Annotated in this window: 16 protein-coding genes; 11 read left to right on the top strand and 5 right to left on the bottom strand. The window is 63.3% G+C overall.

From position 1 onward, the window contains the following. The 5 genes from ACIQH5_RS12290 to ACIQH5_RS12270 all read left to right on the top strand — a co-directional run bounded on the left by ACIQH5_RS12290 (nt 1) and on the right by ACIQH5_RS12270 (nt 4,576). Nucleotides 1–1,002 (top strand): sugar phosphate isomerase/epimerase family protein, encoded by a 1,002-nt coding sequence (locus ACIQH5_RS12290; protein ID WP_400403561.1) that lies wholly within the window; start codon nt 1–3, stop codon nt 1,000–1,002. An 11-nt stretch (nt 1,003–1,013) separates the two neighbouring features. Beyond that, nucleotides 1,014–1,907 (top strand): TolB family protein, encoded by an 894-nt coding sequence (locus ACIQH5_RS12285; protein WP_400403560.1) that lies wholly within the window; start codon nt 1,014–1,016, stop codon nt 1,905–1,907. A 4-nt stretch (nt 1,908–1,911) separates the two neighbouring features. Then, nucleotides 1,912–2,934, top strand: a complete 1,023-nt coding sequence (locus tag ACIQH5_RS12280; protein WP_400403558.1) for a Gfo/Idh/MocA family protein — start codon at nt 1,912–1,914, stop codon at nt 2,932–2,934. A gap of 3 nt (nt 2,935–2,937) precedes the next feature. Next, nucleotides 2,938–3,414: a heme-degrading domain-containing protein gene (locus tag ACIQH5_RS12275; RefSeq protein WP_400403556.1), complete on the top strand. Its 477-nt coding sequence runs from the start codon at nt 2,938–2,940 to the stop codon at nt 3,412–3,414. A gap of 130 nt (nt 3,415–3,544) precedes the next feature. Beyond that, nucleotides 3,545–4,576, top strand: coding sequence for an LLM class flavin-dependent oxidoreductase (locus ACIQH5_RS12270; RefSeq protein ID WP_400403555.1), 1,032 nt, complete (start codon nt 3,545–3,547; stop codon nt 4,574–4,576). A gap of 62 nt (nt 4,577–4,638) precedes the next feature. Here the strand turns inward: ACIQH5_RS12270 and ACIQH5_RS12265 are convergent, their stop codons facing one another. The 3 genes from ACIQH5_RS12265 to ACIQH5_RS12255 all read right to left on the bottom strand — a co-directional run bounded on the left by ACIQH5_RS12265 (nt 4,639) and on the right by ACIQH5_RS12255 (nt 7,188). Next, nucleotides 4,639–4,854 (bottom strand): hypothetical protein, encoded by a 216-nt coding sequence (locus ACIQH5_RS12265; protein WP_400403553.1) that lies wholly within the window; start codon nt 4,852–4,854, stop codon nt 4,639–4,641. 70 nt (nt 4,855–4,924) lie between these two features. Continuing rightward, nucleotides 4,925–5,593, bottom strand: a complete 669-nt coding sequence (locus ACIQH5_RS12260) for a response regulator (protein WP_062070025.1) — start codon at nt 5,591–5,593, stop codon at nt 4,925–4,927. After that, complete coding sequence (locus tag ACIQH5_RS12255) at nt 5,590–7,188, bottom strand: ATP-binding protein (RefSeq protein ID WP_400403552.1); 1,599 nt, start codon at nt 7,186–7,188, stop codon at nt 5,590–5,592. Before ACIQH5_RS12255 ends, ACIQH5_RS12260 begins: the two co-directional genes overlap by 4 nt. A 282-nt stretch (nt 7,189–7,470) precedes the next feature. On the opposite strand from ACIQH5_RS12255, the gene ACIQH5_RS12250 reads away from it, so the two are divergent. The 5 genes from ACIQH5_RS12250 (at nt 7,471) to ACIQH5_RS12230 (ending at nt 11,551) form a co-directional block, all read left to right on the top strand. Next, nucleotides 7,471–8,478 carry a Bug family tripartite tricarboxylate transporter substrate binding protein gene (locus ACIQH5_RS12250; RefSeq protein ID WP_400403549.1) on the top strand — a complete coding sequence of 336 codons (1,008 nt, stop codon included), beginning with the start codon at nt 7,471–7,473 and terminating at the stop codon, nt 8,476–8,478. Continuing rightward, nucleotides 8,475–8,978, top strand: a complete 504-nt coding sequence (locus ACIQH5_RS12245; RefSeq protein ID WP_091326250.1) for a tripartite tricarboxylate transporter TctB family protein — start codon at nt 8,475–8,477, stop codon at nt 8,976–8,978. The genes ACIQH5_RS12250 and ACIQH5_RS12245 overlap by 4 nt, the downstream gene beginning before the upstream one ends. Continuing rightward, nucleotides 8,978–10,516: a tripartite tricarboxylate transporter permease gene (locus ACIQH5_RS12240; protein ID WP_400403546.1), complete on the top strand. Its 1,539-nt coding sequence runs from the start codon at nt 8,978–8,980 to the stop codon at nt 10,514–10,516. The genes ACIQH5_RS12245 and ACIQH5_RS12240 overlap by 1 nt, the downstream gene beginning before the upstream one ends. A gap of 32 nt (nt 10,517–10,548) precedes the next feature. Beyond that, the gene (locus ACIQH5_RS12235; RefSeq protein ID WP_011773451.1) at nt 10,549–10,941 is read left to right on the top strand and encodes a universal stress protein; all 393 of its coding nucleotides are present in this window, start codon (nt 10,549–10,551) and stop codon (nt 10,939–10,941) included. Between the two features lie 79 nt (nt 10,942–11,020). After that, nucleotides 11,021–11,551, top strand: coding sequence for a GNAT family N-acetyltransferase (locus tag ACIQH5_RS12230; RefSeq protein ID WP_400403543.1), 531 nt, complete (start codon nt 11,021–11,023; stop codon nt 11,549–11,551). Nucleotides 11,552–11,555: 4 nt separating this feature from the next. Here the strand turns inward: ACIQH5_RS12230 and ACIQH5_RS12225 are convergent, their stop codons facing one another. Continuing rightward, complete coding sequence (locus ACIQH5_RS12225; protein ID WP_400403540.1) at nt 11,556–13,691, bottom strand: glycogen debranching N-terminal domain-containing protein; 2,136 nt, start codon at nt 13,689–13,691, stop codon at nt 11,556–11,558. Then, the gene (locus ACIQH5_RS12220; protein ID WP_400403537.1) at nt 13,688–14,743 is read right to left on the bottom strand and encodes a glycosyltransferase family 4 protein; all 1,056 of its coding nucleotides are present in this window, start codon (nt 14,741–14,743) and stop codon (nt 13,688–13,690) included. The genes ACIQH5_RS12225 and ACIQH5_RS12220 overlap by 4 nt, the downstream gene beginning before the upstream one ends. 147 nt (nt 14,744–14,890) lie before the next feature. Between ACIQH5_RS12220 and ACIQH5_RS12215 the strand changes: the two genes are divergently transcribed. Then, nucleotides 14,891–15,589, top strand: coding sequence for a DsbA family protein (locus ACIQH5_RS12215; protein WP_400403534.1), 699 nt, complete (start codon nt 14,891–14,893; stop codon nt 15,587–15,589). Nucleotides 15,590–15,742 lie beyond the last annotated feature (153 nt).

Raw genomic sequence — 15,742 nt, 5'->3', positions numbered from 1 at the left:
ATGCCCCGCCCGTACACCCTGTTCACCGGCCAGTGGGCCGACCTCCCGTTCGAGGAAGTCGCGCGCCTTGCCTCGGGCTGGGGCTACGACGGCCTGGAAATCGCCGTCTCCGGAGACCACCTGGACGCCTGGCGCTGGGACGAACCCGGCTACGTCGAGTCCAAACTCGCCATCCTGGAAAAGTACAACCTGAAGGTCTGGGCCATCTCCAACCACCTCAAAGGCCAAGCCGTCTGCGATGACCCCATCGACTTCCGCCACGAAGCCATCGTCGGCTCCCGCGTCTGGGGCGACGGGGAACCCGAAGGCGTCCGCCAACGCGCCGCCGAAGAAATGAAACACACCGCCCGCCTCGCCAAAGCACTCGGCGTGGACACCGTGGTCGGATTCACCGGCTCCTCGATCTGGCAATACGTCGCCATGTTCCCGCCCGTCCCCGAGAAAGTCATCGACGCCGGATACCAGGACTTCGCCGACCGCTGGAACCCCATCCTGGACGTCTTCGACGAAAACGGGGTCCGCTTCGCCCACGAAGTCCACCCCTCCGAAATCGCCTACGACTACTGGACCACCGTCCGGACCCTCGAAGCGATCGGCCACCGCGAAGCCTTCGGACTGAACTGGGACCCGTCCCACTTCATGTGGCAGGGCATCGATCCCGTGTCCTTCATCTGGGACTTCAAGGACCGGATCTACCACGTGGACTGCAAAGACACCAAGGTTCGCCAGACCGGCCGGAACACCGTGATGGGCTCCCACCTGCCCTGGGGCGATCCCCGCCGAGGCTGGGACTTCGTCTCCGCCGGACGCGGCGACGTGCCATGGGAATCCTCCTTCCGGGCCCTCACCGCCATCGGCTACAACGGACCCATCTCTGTTGAGTGGGAAGACGCCGGCATGGACCGACTCCACGGTGCCCCCGAAGCCCTCGCGGCGCTGAAGAAGTTCGACTTCCCCGCCTCGCAGACCTCCTTCGACGCCGCCTTCAGCAGCAAGGACTAGGACCAACCGACGTGATCCGCACCCTTCAACCAGGTCAGCGCTGCGAGGTGTGGATCGCGTCGGTAACTGGCCAGGCCGAGCTCGTCTACAGCACAGACGAGATCCTTCTCGAAGCACCGAACTGGACCCTGAACGGCAGCTCACTGATTCTCAACGGGGGCGGAAAGCTGTGGCGCCTGGACGTGTCCAGTGGCTCCGCGGCCGAGCCCGTGGAGGTCCCGCTCACCGGTATCCCGGACCTCAACAACGATCATGTCCTGGCGCCTGATGGAAAGAGCATCTTCCTCTCCGCCAACGACGGCCACATCTACCGCGCTGCGCTGTCCGGTGGCCCAGCCACCAGGATCACGGACGACGACGGCTCCTTCCATTTCCTCCACGGCGTCAGCCCGGACGGCAAGGAACTGGCCTACGTGGGCATCGAGGCGGGCGACTTTACGCAGCCGGGTCGCCTGATGACCATAGCGCCCGACGGCGGCGCTACCGCCCGCGTTGATGTCGGGTCCGGTCACTGCGACGGCCCGGAGTACTCGCCGGATGGGAAGTGGCTCTACCTGAACAGTGAGTCCTTCACCTCGGCACCCGGCCACGCCCAGCTTGCCCGAATCAGGGCCGACGGCAGCGGCTTCGAGCAGCTCCTCAAGTCCGATACCGTCGACTGGTTCCCGCATCTCTCCCCCGATGGCCGCTTCGCCAGCTACATCCGGTTCCCCAGCGGAACGGAAGGCCACCCCGCCGACTTGCCGGTCGACGTCGTACTCGTTTCGACCGAGGACTGGACCACTCCCCTCCATACATGGCCACTTTTCGGCGGCCAAGGTACCCTCAACGTCAACAGCTGGTCGCCGGATTCCGTGCGCTTTGCGTTTGTGGCGTACCCAATTTCTGACTCAACAAAGGACTAAGCACGTGACGCTCAGCAATGGCACCTCCGATGGAACAATCCGCTGGGGAATCCTCGGCACCGGTTTTATCGCCGGGCTCCAAACGAAGGACCTGAAGGAGAACGGCTTCACGGTGCAGGCCGTGGGGTCCCGTTCACTGGAATCGAGCAAGGGGTTCGCCGAACAGTACGGCATTGCCACCGCGCACGGCAGCTATGAGGACCTGGTGGCTGACCCGTTGATTGACGTGGTGTACATCGCCACTCCCCATCCCATGCACCATGAGAATGCCTTGCTGGCGTTGAACGCGGGCAAGCACGTGCTGGTGGAGAAGTCGTTCACCATGAACGCCCGCGAAGCGCAGGACATCGTGGATCTGGCCGAATCGAAGGGCCTCGTCGCCCTGGAAGCGATGTGGACACGATTCCTCCCCCACATGATCCGCATCCGCGAACTCATCGCTGCCGGCACCATCGGAGAGGTCCGCAAAGTGGTGGCCAGCCACAACCAGAGCCTCCCCCAGGACCCTGCACACCGGCTCAACGATCCCGCACTCGGCGGCGGAGCACTGCTGGACCTGGGCATCTACCCGATCTCCTTCGCGTTCGACATCCTCGGCACCCCGGCCGCAATCCGTGCCAGCGCCACTATGTCGGCCACCGGCGTGGACCGCCAAACGGCGGCGATTTTTGATTACGACGGCGGTGCGCAGGCTTTGGTGGACTGCGAACTCGATGCGGCCAGCGCCAACCGCGCCATGGTGATCGGGACCGAGGGCTGGATCGACATTGAACACACGTGGTACAACCCCGTGCCGTTCACGGTTCACGCCGTTGATGGCAGTGTTGTTGAACGGTATGAGCAGCCCGTCGGCAGCCGTGGAATGCAGTTCCAAGCTTCTGAGCTGGAACGCCTGATCCGCGCAGGAGAGACCGCCGGAACCATCTTGCCGCCGGGTGAGACCGTGGCCATCATGGCGGCGATGGATGAGATCCGCCGCCAGATCGGGCTGAGCTACGAGGCTGACGCTGTAGTGGAAGGAAAATGAACAATGACTGAGTCACCGCGGCACGCTGAACTCCGCCAGCAGGAAGAAGAGCTGGTCTTCGCATCGTTCGACAACCACGACGCCTGGCGGCTGGGCTCGCTGATCGCCAACCACGCCATCGCGTCCGGGTTTGGAGTGGCGATCGATATCCGCCGCCACAACATCGTGCTCTTCCGCTGCGTTTTGCCGGGAGCCACCTCAGACCAAGAGGAGTGGATCCGCCGCAAGTCTGCTTCCGTGCTGCGCTTTGAGCACAGCACGGCGTTGTTGTCCGAGCAGTTTTCTGCCCGCGGTCATAGCCCTTTGGGTGGTGGCTGGCTTGCGCATGAGGACTACACCTTGGCAGGAGGATCGTTCCCCATCCGCGTCCGCGGAGCAGGCGTGATCGGCGCGATCACCGTATCCGGGCTAACGTCCGATGAAGACCACCAGATGGTGGTGGACGGGATCCGGAACTACCTGAAGACGGTAGGGGTTTAGGGAGAGCTTGGCATTCTCACCTTCGAAGGCCGCTGGGCCGCCCCCATCACAAAAGGTAACCTCCCGCCGTCGCCCCCGGGACCGCCGCCTATTCTGGGCAGTAACTGCCGACCCAACCCGAAGGACGTCCATGCCACGCCCCGAACAGCCCCTCCGCAAGCTTGGTTTTCTCACCATCGGCCTGTTCGACGCTGCTGATCCGGCTGCCGGCCACCGGTCCACGCTGGAGATCATCGAGCTCGGTGAGCAGTTGGGGTTCGACAGTGCCTGGCTCCGGCACCGTCATTTGCAGTTCGGAATCTCCTCCCCGGTAGCAGTCATGGCCGCCGCCAGCCAGCGCACGTCAAGGATTGAGCTCGGAACCGCGGTAACCCCGCTGGGTTGGGAAAACCCGCTGCGGCTGGCCGAGGATCTGGCCACCGTGGATCTGCTCGCAGGCGGACGGATCAATCCGGGGCTGAGCGTGGGCGAACCGATGCACTACGACACCGTGAAGCATGAGCTGTACCCGGGTTCCTCAGAATCAGAGGACTTCTCATACGCCCGCGTGGAACGCTTTGCCCGTCTGGTCGCTGGCGACAAGGTCCGGGACTTCTCCGGCAAACAGGGCGTTGTAGAGGAATTCTCCAACCGGGTGGAGCCGCACTCCCCCGGACTGCGCAGCCGCCTCTGGTACGGGGCGGGCAGCATGCAATCGGCCGTCTGGGCCGGAGAAAACGGCTTCAACCTGCTCTCCAGCAGCGTGATCTTCCCGGACAAGGACCAGGAGCCGGACTTCACCAAGGTCCAGCAATCGCAGATCCGCGCGTACCGCAAGGCAGCCGCCGCAGCCGGCAACACCGCCCGGGCATCGCAAGGCTTGGTGGTCATTCCCACGGATTCCGCTTCCAGCCACCAACGGGAGAAGTACCAGCGATACGTCGATGAACGCACTCCCCGCACACAGTCCCCGCAGGGACCGAAGGGCATGATGTTTGCCCGGGATCTCATAGGCACCAGCGACGAAATCGCCGAGCAACTATATTCACACGCAGGATTCCAGGAAGTGGACGAGGTGGCGTTCGCACTGCCCTTCAGCTTCGACCACGAGGACTACGTGCAGATCCTCACTGACATCGCAGGGAAATTGGGGCCAGCCTTGGGGTGGAAGCCAGCCCAATGAGCGCTGGAACCGCGACGTACAACGAAGCGAAGGCAAACTGACGGATGAGCCTCGGTTGCGTTCTACCGCTCCAGGTCAGGGAATCGCTTTGAGCGGGGTCCGACGGCATCCGTGACCGCACTGTGGTTGGTGGCGTTCCTGATAACCGGGCGGTCCTTCGCAGGAACATGTGCGCCTTTGTGCCGGCCCGGTCTGGGTGGCCGCAGGGCTGCGATGACAACGAATGCGAGGATGACTGCTACAACTGCAGCTAAACCAATAAGTAAACTACTATCCATGCTGCCACTTTATGGGCACATTGGCGTGGGTCACCGAAGCTCCGCCCGCAGGAAATCCGCGTCTGAGGGCTCACCGCCCCTTCAGCACATATCGCCTTTCAGGACGCCCGACGCCGTACTTGAGTCTGACCTCCAGCGCCCCCTCGTCGTGGAGGTACTCCAGGTAACGGCGGGCGCTGACACGGGACGTGCCGAGTTGCTCGGCCAGCTCCGCTGCGGAGAGATCCCCCGGCGCTGTTTTCAGGGCTGATTCAACCAGTCCGAGGGTTTCCACGCTGCAACCCTTGGGCAGGGTCCGTTCGGAAGCAGATAGCCCAAAGACCTTGTTCACATCGGATTGCTCGGCCTCCACCTTGGAAGCATCCAGCCCTTGGTAGGCGCTGAGGTAATGCTCCAGGCGTTCCTGCAGATCTGCTTGGGAGAACGGCTTGATCAGGTAGTGCACGATCCCGCCGCGCAACGCTTTTCGGACTGTCTCCACTTCCCTGGCGGCGCTGATCACCAGTACGTCCAGGTCAGGGGCCACGTCCCGGAGCTGGTGCATGAGGTCCAAGCCGTTGGCGTCCGGAAGGTGGATGTCCAGCAGCACAAGGTCAGGTTGTAGCCGCTCGGTTTCCACCAGGGCCTGCGCCCCTGTATGTGCAGCGCCCACCACCTCAAAGCCGGGCGTCCTTTGGATGAATCCGGCGTGGACCTTGGCCACCATGAAGTCGTCGTCGACGATCAGTACCTTGATCACGGCTGCGCAGCCCCTTCGCTGGAATGTGAGACGTGCTTGCTGAACCGTGCGGTGAACACAGCTCCCTTGTCATTGGACACCATCAGGTCACCTCCGGACCGGCGGCAGATCACCCGCGACAACGCCAACCCAAATCCCCGGGCATCGCCCGGTCCCGGGTCTTTGGTGGAGAAGCCTTGGCGGAAGATGTCTTCCGTGGAGCCGGAAGGCACGCCTGGACCATTGTCCTGGACGGTGACCGTGACGCCGTCCGTCGAGCTGACCACCAACACCCGCACCGATGCCCCGGCGCGGCCGGTCACGGCGTCGAACGCGTTATCCACCAGGTTGCCCACCACGGTGGTGAGGTCCCTGGAGAGTTCTTCGCCCACCCGAGGCAGCGCGGACTCTGGGTCAAGCTGCAGTTCCACGCCCCGTTCGGTGGCCAGGCTGGCTTTCGCGATGAGGAGGGCGGCGAGCGCGGGGTCCTGGATGCGGCTGGTGACGTCGTCGTTGAGCCGGGTGCGGTCCACGGTGGCGCCGTTGACGAACTGCACCACGGAGTCGTATTCGCCGATTTGGATGAGGCCGGAGATGACGTGGAGTTGGTTGGCGAACTCGTGGGCTTGGGCCCGGAGAGTGTCCGTGACGGTGCGGGTGGCGCCTAGTTCGCTTTCCAAGGACGACAACTCGGTCCGGTCCCTCAGCGTTGTGACGGAGCCGATGTCGCGGCCGTGCGAGCGCAGTGCCACGCGGTTCATGACCACCAGCCGCTCCCCCACGAGCACCAGCTGGTCGGGGTCTGATTGTTCACGGGTGAGGACGATTTTCAGCGCGGGGTCCACGTGGAGGGATCGCAGCTTCTTCCCTACGCAATCCGCTGGCAGGCCGAGGAGTTGGCGGGCGCTTTGGTTGGCCACGGTGATGCGTTCGTGGGGGTCCAAGGCGACCACTCCTTCCTTCAGGCCTTGCAGCATCGCTTCACGGTTTTCCACGAGGCCGGTGATTTCCCGTGGTTCCATGCCCAGGGTCTGCCGTTTGACGCGCCGGGACAACAGGAGGGAGCCCGCGACGCCCAGGATGCTGGCCACGCCCAGGTAGGTGAGCAGATTGGGAACGGCATCACCCAGGCGCTCGATGGTGGACGGATAGTTCCGGCTGATGGAGGCGATGCCGATCATTATTCCGGAGTCATCCAGGACCGGGACGTGCGCGGAAAGCACCGCACCACCGCTGCCCGGCAACACCCCGGTCCATGCCCGGCCTTCCATGACCCGGCTGTCACCCCGCGGCAGTTGCTGGCCCAACAAACTGGGATCGGACGAGGCCACCACTGTGCCGTCAAGCTTGGCGAGGGCCACGTGGGATGATCCGGAAACCGTACGCACAGATTCGGCCACGGCGGGGAGGGCTGAACCAACGCGAGGCTCGGCGGAAGGGAGCAGGGCACGCACTGTGGGGTTGTTGCCCAGGGCCTCAGCTGCGGACAATGCCCGGCGTCCCTCTGTCCGTTCGAAGGCCGCAGCCGACTGGGCCAGCGAGATGGCAACCACAGCTACCAGGACGGCCAGGACAATGAGCAACTGCAGCACCAGGTACTGCCCTGCCAGGGACATGCCTCTTCTTTGAGACAGTCGAGTCAGTCGTGTCACTGCTGGTTTCCTTTGGGTGGAGCCGGAGACGGGCGGGCTACCGGGGCCCGCTGCGTGGCGTATCGGAACTATACCCCAGGGGCACAGAAGACCAGCTCAGAGGGCCACATCCCGTGAACGCAATGAACTTAAAGATCACTGCGAACACAAGAGTGATCCCTGTCACGTACGCACCTAGCATCAAATCAAGGGGGCACAACGCTGATCGCCCTGCACCGATTTTTCAAAGATGAGAAGAGGAACACCATGCGCCAGATCCGCGCATTGCGAGTCGCCGCCGTCGCTGCCGGCATCGCCCTGATGGCCACCGGCTGCGGTGCCACAGGTAAGTCCACCGGTTCTGAAAGCTCCGGCGCGGCCGCAGGGCCCATCACCGGTCTCCAGATCATGGTTCCCAACACCCCTGGCGGCGGCTACGACACCACCGCACGGGCAGCCGCCAAAGTCCTGGATGACGAGAAAATTTCCACCAACACCGAGGTGTTCAACCTTGCCGGCGCCGGAGGCACCGTGGGCCTGGCCCGCATCGTCAACGAAAAGGGCAACGGTGACCTCACCATGCTCATGGGTCTGGGCGTCGTTGGGGCGAGTTACACCAACAAGTCCGAGTCGAAGCTGACGGAGACCACTCCGCTGGCGAAGCTGATCGAGGAACCGGGCGCCATCATGGTCAGCAAGGATTCCCCGTACAAAACCATTGATGATCTGGTGAAGGCGTGGAAGGCCAACCCTGGCTCCATCGCGGTTGGCGGCGGTTCTTCGCCCGGCGGCCCGGACCACCTCCTGCCCATGCAGTTGGCTGGCGCTGTTGGCATCGACGCCACCAAGGTCAACTTTGTTTCTTACGACGGCGGTGGCGACCTTCTGCCCGCCATCCTCGGTAACAAGCTGGGCTTCGCCGCTTCCGGCGCCGGCGAGTACCTTCAGCAGATCAAGTCCGGTGAGATCCGGGTTCTGGCTACCAGTGGCGAGAACCGCTTGGACGGCGTGGATGCTCCCACGTTGAAGGAATCCAACATTGACCTGGTCTTCACTAACTGGCGCGGCGTGGTGGCCCCTCCGGGCATCAGCGAGGACGACAAGAAGTCCCTGATCGCAGCCCTTGAGAAGATGCACGCCTCGGCAGGTTGGAAGGAAGCACTCAAGACCCACAGCTGGTCCGATGCTTTTGTTACCGGTGACGAGTTCCAGACCTTCCTGACAGACCAGGACAAGCGCGTAGCGGATGTCCTCACCAAGCTCGGGTTGGCGTGAGCTCCATAGCCACAGGCCTTAAAGGCCGCGCCGAGCTGGGGGTAGCCCTCCTGCTCGGCGCGGTGGGCGTCCTGGTCTTCCTGGACGCGAACGGCCTGGTGACCCCGTACTCCCAGTCGGACCCCGTGGGTCCGAAGACTGTTCCGTTCATTGTTTCCGGGCTGCTGATCATCTGCGCCATCCTCCTCGCCATCAACGTCCTCCGCGGCGGCAAGGGTGAAGCCGAAGGCGGAGAAGACGTTGACCTGGCACACCCCGCCGATTGGAAGACCGTCCTCCCCTTGGCCGGCGCCTTCATCCTGAATATCCTGCTCATTGACTGGGCCGGATGGGTGATCTCCGGGACCCTCCTGTTCTGGGGCAGCGTCCTGGCCTTGGGCAGCCGCCGCTACATTCGTGACGGCCTCATTTCAGTGGCTCTGGCCCTGCTGACCTTCTACGGCTTCTACCTCGGTTTGGGCATCGCCTTGCCTGCCGGACTCCTGGAAGGAATCCTCTAATGGACGTCTGGTCCTCCCTCATGGACGGTTTTGCCACCGCCCTGACCCCCATGAACCTCCTGTTCGCCGTGATCGGCGTGCTCTTGGGTACCGCCGTCGGCGTCCTTCCGGGCCTGGGCCCGGCCATGACTGTGGCTCTGCTGCTTCCGGTGACTGCGGCTTTGGAGCCCACCAGCGCTTTCATCATGTTCGCCGGCATCTACTACGGCGGCATGTTCGGCGGTTCCACCACGTCCATCCTGCTTAACACTCCGGGGGAATCGTCGTCGGTGGTGACGGCGATCGAAGGCAACAAGATGGCCAAGGCGGGCAGGGCCGCGCAGGCACTTGCCACCGCGGCCATCGGCTCCTTCATCGCCGGCACCATCGGCACCGCGCTTCTGGCCGTGTTCGCACCCATCGTGGTCCAGTTCGCCGTGAGTCTTGGCGCTCCCAGCTACTTCGCCATCATGGTCCTCGCCCTGCTGGCCGTCACTGCCGTCCTCGGCTCGTCTAGGCTCCGCGGCTTCGCTTCACTCGCCCTTGGTTTGGCTATTGGCTTGGTAGGCATCGACTCGGTGACCGGCCAACGCCGCCTGACCTTCGGCCAGCCTCTGCTGGTGGACGGCCTGGACATCGTGGTGGTGGCGGTCGCGATCTTCGCCGTGGGTGAAGCCCTCTGGGTTGCCGCCCATCTGCGCCGCACACCGCTGCACGTCATTCCCGTTGGCCGTCCCTGGATGGGCAAGAAGGACTGGCAGCGTTCCTGGAAGCCTTGGCTTCGCGGCACTGCTTTCGGCTTCCCGTTTGGCGCGCTTCCAGCTGGTGGCGCGGAAATTCCTACGTTCCTTTCCTATGTCACGGAGAAGCGGCTCAGCAAACACCCGGAGGAATTCGGCAAGGGCGCTATTGAAGGTGTCGCCGGACCTGAAGCTGCCAATAATGCGGCCGCTGCCGGAACGCTGACCCCGATGCTTGCCCTGGGCCTGCCCACCAACGCAACGGCCGCCGTAATGCTCGCTGCCTTTACGTCTTACGGCATCCAGCCGGGTCCGCAGCTGTTCTCCAGCCAGGGACCTTTGGTCTGGGCACTCATCGCCAGCCTGTTCATCGGCAACTTCCTGCTCCTGCTCATCAACCTGCCCCTGGCGCCGGTCTGGGCCAAACTGCTGCAGCTCCCCCGCCCTTACCTCTACGCAGGCATCCTGTTCTTTGCCACCTTGGGTGCCTACTCGGTCAACCTGCAGGCGTTCGACCTGGTGATCCTGCTGGTTCTCGGCGCACTCGGGTTCATGATGCGGCGGTTCGGACTCCCGGTCCTGCCGCTGATCCTCGGCGTGATCCTGGGGCCGCGCATCGAAGGCCAGCTCCGCAAGACGCTGCAGTTGAGCGCGGGCGATCCTGCCGGCCTCTTCAGCGAACCCATCGCGATAGTGGTCTACATCATCGTGGCGATCATCCTGGCATGGCCGTTCATCTACAAGCTCATCCGCCGCAACGGTCCTGCGAAGAAACCCCTGCTCCCCGCCAACTCGGGCGCTGCAGACTACAGCGACTGAACCATCCACTTCCAGCACAAACAGGAGAAACCATGACCATCGTGGTGGGATACGTCCCCACACCTGAAGGCGAAGCGGCACTGACGCAGGCCATCGCCGAGGCCAAGAAAAGCAACGACACCCTGCTGGTCATCAACTCGTCCAAGGGCGACGCCCTGGTGGATAACCGATACGCCCAGGAGCCCGATATCCAGAGCATCGAGGAGCGCCTCGCCGAGCACGGTATCCAGCACATCATCAAGCAACCGGTCCGCGGGCACGACGCAGCAGCCGAGGTCCTGGACGCCGCGGACGACAATGACGCCAGCCTGATTGTCATCGGCCTTCGCCGCCGCAGCCCGGTGGGCAAGCTCATCATGGGCAGCGTCTCCCAACGGATCCTGCTGGAGGCCGACTGCCCGGTGCTCGCGGTCAAAGCGGACTAGGGGGAGTTTTCGTCCAGCTAATGCCCTTAAGATTCGTTCTTAGGGGCATTAGCTGTACAAAAACTCACAAGGGGACCACGTGACTGAGACCATCCGCACCGCAACAACGCACGACGCCGGGAAGCTGGCTGAGCTTGCCGCCGTCACCTTCCCGCTGGCCTGCCCGCCGGGCTCCTCGCCGGCCGATATCCAGGCCCATCTGGAAAAGACGTTGAGCGAAGCCAACTTCACGGAATACCTCGCCGACGCGAACATCAGCATCCTTGTCCTCGACGACGACGGGCAGTTGAACGGGTACACGCTCCTGGTTGCCAAGCCGGCCAGCGACCCCGACGTCGCTTCCGTGCTGTCTGCGCTCCCCTCCACGGAGCTGAGCAAGTGCTACGTCCACCCGGACCACCATGGCAAGGGCGCCGCATCCCGGCTGATGCAGGCCTCCGTGGCCCATGCTGCAGACAAGGGAGCGGCCGGCGTCTGGCTGGGCGTCAACAGCGAGAATGCCAAGGCCATCCGCTTCTACGAGAAGAGCGGCTTCCAGCGGGTAGGAACAAAGTCGTTCAAGCTCGGCAACACGGTGGAACACGACTTCGTCATGGAGTACGAGCTCTAAGACGTTAGCCGAACAGGTCTCCCGTCAGCGGCGGCCGGGGGTCACTCCTCAGCTCCAGTCCGGCAGGAAGTCCGGTGACAGTCCCGGACGAGCCGGAGGCCTGAAGGGTGATCCTCGAGCGCCCCAACAGCACGTTGTCGGCGCGGAAGGACCCATATGCTTCCGGCAGGATGGGCGCCAAGTGCAGGACGTTCCGCGTGAAGTCGGGGTCGAACCTGAGCAGGATCCGGGCGAGTTGGATCGGCGCCGCAGCTGCCCATGCTTGGGGGGAACACGCCGTCGGGTACGGTACCGGCTCCGAAAAGTCGCCCCGGTCAAAGCCGCAGAAAAGTTCGGGGAGCTGACCGCCGAAGTGTTCGGCGGCCTCGAACAGTCCGCTCGCAACCCGGCTGGCTTCTTTCACGAAGCCGTACCGCATGAGGCCGGTGGCAACCAGCGCGGTATCGTGCGGCCAGACCGAGCCGTTGTGGTAGCTGACCGGGTTGTAGGCACCCATGTCCGAACCGAGCGTCCGGATGCCCCACCCGGTAAACATTTCCGGTGACATGAGCCGCTCTGCAACCAGCGGCGCCTTGTCCTCGTCCACAATGCCCACCCACAGGCAGTGCCCCATGTTGGAGGTGCAGGAGTCCACGGGCTTCTTGTCCTTGTCCAGCGCCAGCGCAAAATAGCCCTTGTCCGGGAGCCAGAAAGCCTCGTTGAAGGCGGCTTTCAGCGCTTCGGCGCGGTCTGCGCAACGGCGTTCGACGGCGGTATCACCCGCCGCGCGGGCCAGCAGCGACCGCCCCACGTAAGCCGCGTAAGTGTAAGCCTGCACTTCACAGAGCGCGATAGGGGTTTCTGCCATGCGCCCGTCGGCAAAATTGATGCCGTCCCAGGAGTCCTTCCATCCCTGGTTCACCAGCCCGTGGTCATTGGGTCGCTGGTACTCCACGAATCCGTCTCCGTCGCGGTCGCCGTACTGTTCGATCCATTCGATGGCGCGGTCCGCGTGCGGGAGGAGGGAATCGATGATGTCCGCGCCCAGCCCCCACCTGCTGAGCTCTCCGAGGGTGGAGACGAACAGCGGTGTGGCGTCTGCTGTCCCGTAGTAGGCGGTCCCGCCCAGGGCGAGTCCGGCGGTGACCCCAAGCCGCACTTCGTGGGGAATGCGTCCGGGTTCTTCCTCGGAGTCGGCGTCCACCGTGGTTCCTTGCAGTGCTGCCAGAGTCTGCAGGGTTCCGGCGGCCAGGTTGGGATCCACCATGAGGGACATGTAGGAGGCCAACAACGAGTCACGGCCGAACAGTGCCATGAACCAGGGTGCTCCTGCGGCCACGGCTGCACGGCCCGGGTGCGCGGGGTCGAAGATGCGCAGGGAGCCCAGGTCCCGTTGGCTGCGTTCCAGGACGTCCTCCACATTGCTGTCCGTCACGGCGATCCGGGGAACGTGCTCTTCCCATTCCACGTGACGCCGGACGCCCGGGGTGTGATGCAGCGGTGTGGTCTCGGTGAAGGGGTCAGTTGGGCCCTTTCCGTTGACCAAGGGGAGAGCGATGATGCTGGTGGTCCACTGGCTGCGCGCCGGAATACTGATGTGGAATCTCAACCCGTCGTCGGATACCTTCGCCCCGGAGGCCCGGAAGGACACACCCCTCCGTTGACCGCTGGAGTGCAGGGACTCAATGTGGAGTTCTTTCTTGTGGGTCTTCTTCGTTGGCACCCCGGCCTTGCTGGTGCGGCCGCCTTTCACGTCGAAGAGATCCGCCAAGTCCGCGTCGATCAGCAGTTCAACCTCACAGGGGGCGTCCTGCGAGGAGTAGTTCCTGATGGTGACGTCGTCCCGTAGTCCGGCACCTACATGCCGTTGATGCTGCACTACCAAGGGGCTGTCGAACCTGCCATCAGCGGAGCACGCCCGGCCCACGTATTCCGCTTGGAATGCTGTGGGGTTGCGGGCCACCAGCGGTTCCCTGAGCGCGCCATTGATCCTCAGGATCCACCGGGACACAATCCGGGTGTCCTGATAGTAGGCACCTTGGGAACCCCCGCCGTGGATGTCACCCGAATGCGAGGAGATGCAGAAGGATGAACCTTCGACGACGGTCACGGCACCGAGTTCGGACGCCCCGGCTTCTGTGTCTTCGTTCCAAGCGGTCATGGCCGGAAGGCCTCCTCGGGAGTCTTGCTGGAGGGCTTGTATTGTTCGATCACCTTGGCGTAGAGGTCCAGGTGATCTGCTGCCATGCGGGTGGCATTGAAGTATTCATCCACGGAGCGCCGGCACTCCGCCCGGCTCAGCTGGGCTGCAGCGTCCACGAATCCAGGTAAGTCGTCCATCCCACCCAGATATCCGGTGACTCCTTGAGTGACGATTTCCGGTGCGGCCCCCATGGGAGTGGCAACCACGGGGGTGCCGGTTGCAAGGGCTTCGATCATGACCAGTCCGAACGGTTCGTGCCACTGAATGGGATTGATGAGTGCTATCGCCCCGCCCATGAGCTCGTATTTTTCCGGATCGGAAATCTCGCCGAGCAATTCTTCCTGTGGCCCGAGGACCGGCTGAACCACGTCCCGGAAATACTCCAGCTCATCCTTGGCGTGCATCTTGGCGGCGATGCGTAATGGCACTCCGGCTTTCCGGGCTACAGCCACCGCCTCCAAAAGTCCTTTGTCGGGGCACATCCGGCCCACGAAACACACATATCCGCCGTCCCCCGCTCCGAGGGAAACCGTGGAAAGGTCCAGCCCGTGATGGATCACTGCGGAGATCTCCACGTCGTGGATCCTGCTGCACTGATCATGGGAAATGGCGATGATGGCAGTGTCCTGTGCCATGTCCCGGTACAGGGTGGCCGCACGTGGAGAGAGCTGCCCGTGAATGGTGGTGACCACCGGGACACCCTTTGGACGGTGGGCGTAGAGCGGGCCGGCCAAGGTGTGGTCATGGATGATGTCCACGGTACCCATGCCGCGGTATGCCTTAATGACATGCGCCACCTCGCTCAGCGTGAGGCCTAGTTCTTCAGGTTCGCTGGGGCCAAAGCCCGGAAGCTGCGGCACAGGGCAGCTGCTGTCCGAGGCCGTTGCCAACAGGACTTCGTGGCCGGCTTCGGACAACGCACGCGCCAACGCGTCCACCACGCGCTCTGTTCCGCCGTATTTTTCCGGCGGTACGGTAAACCAAGGTCCAACAATGAGTCCGATGCGCATGCGGTTTGTCTCCGCGTGAACCCCCAAGCCAAAGGCTGTCTGCATAACCCGTTTCAAGAGTATTGGGCTTCTGTTGGAACAACAACGGGTGAGGAAAATAACACCCCTGTGAGGAATGCCCTGCCGGCCCACAGAGTTGCCAACAGCATGAAGATTGAGATCTGGTCAGACGTCGCGTGTCCGTGGTGCTACATCGGCAAGCGCCGTTTTGAGACCGCCCTGGCACAGTTCCCGCACCGCGATTCCGTGGACATCGAGTGGAAGAGCTACCAGCTGGACCCTTCCGTCCCGGAGCACTATGACGGCACGGAGCTGGATTACCTGAGCAACCGCAAGGGCATGGCTCCGGAGCAGGTCAAGCAGATGTTCGCCCACGTCACGGAGACGGCAAAGGGCGAAGGCCTGGACTACCACTTCGACAAGGTGGTGGTGGCCAACAGCTTCACGGCGCACCGGCTGATCCACCTTGCCGCCTCCCATGGACGACAGGATGCAGCCAAGGAACAGCTGCTCAGCGATCATTTCGAGCACGGCAAGGACATCGGCAGCAAGGAGTACCTCACGGAACTCGGTGCCTCCATCGAATTGCCGGCCGATGAAGTGGCGGAGCTTTTCACTACGGACAAGTTCACCGATGACGTGAACATGGACATCAACGAGGCCCGCGCCATCGGCGTCACCGGCGTCCCGTTCTTCGTCATCGACCGCAAGTACGGCATCTCGGGCGCCCAGCCCGCCGAGCTGTTCAGCGAGGCCCTGAACCAGGCATGGCAGGAAGCGAACCCGCTGATCCCGGTGGGCGCCTCCGACGCTGAGGCCTGCGGCCCTGACGGCTGCGCGGTCTAAGTAGCCCCCGCCGTCGTGCGTTCACCCAACTGAGTAGCAGTTGAGGTCGTTCTGAGTGCGCTGAATCATGCGGTGATCGCAACACCTGAATATTGAAGGGTGTCGATTGCCATGGTGAAGTTCACGAATCGTTTGGTCGCTGAGGTTGTTCAG

Origin of the sequence: Paenarthrobacter sp. NPDC091711 (assembly GCF_044756605.1) — a bacterium.
Classification (GTDB): Bacteria; Actinomycetota; Actinomycetes; order Actinomycetales; family Micrococcaceae; genus Arthrobacter.
Note: the sequence above shows the minus strand (reverse complement) of the source record. Positions and strands in the feature narration are given on the sequence as shown.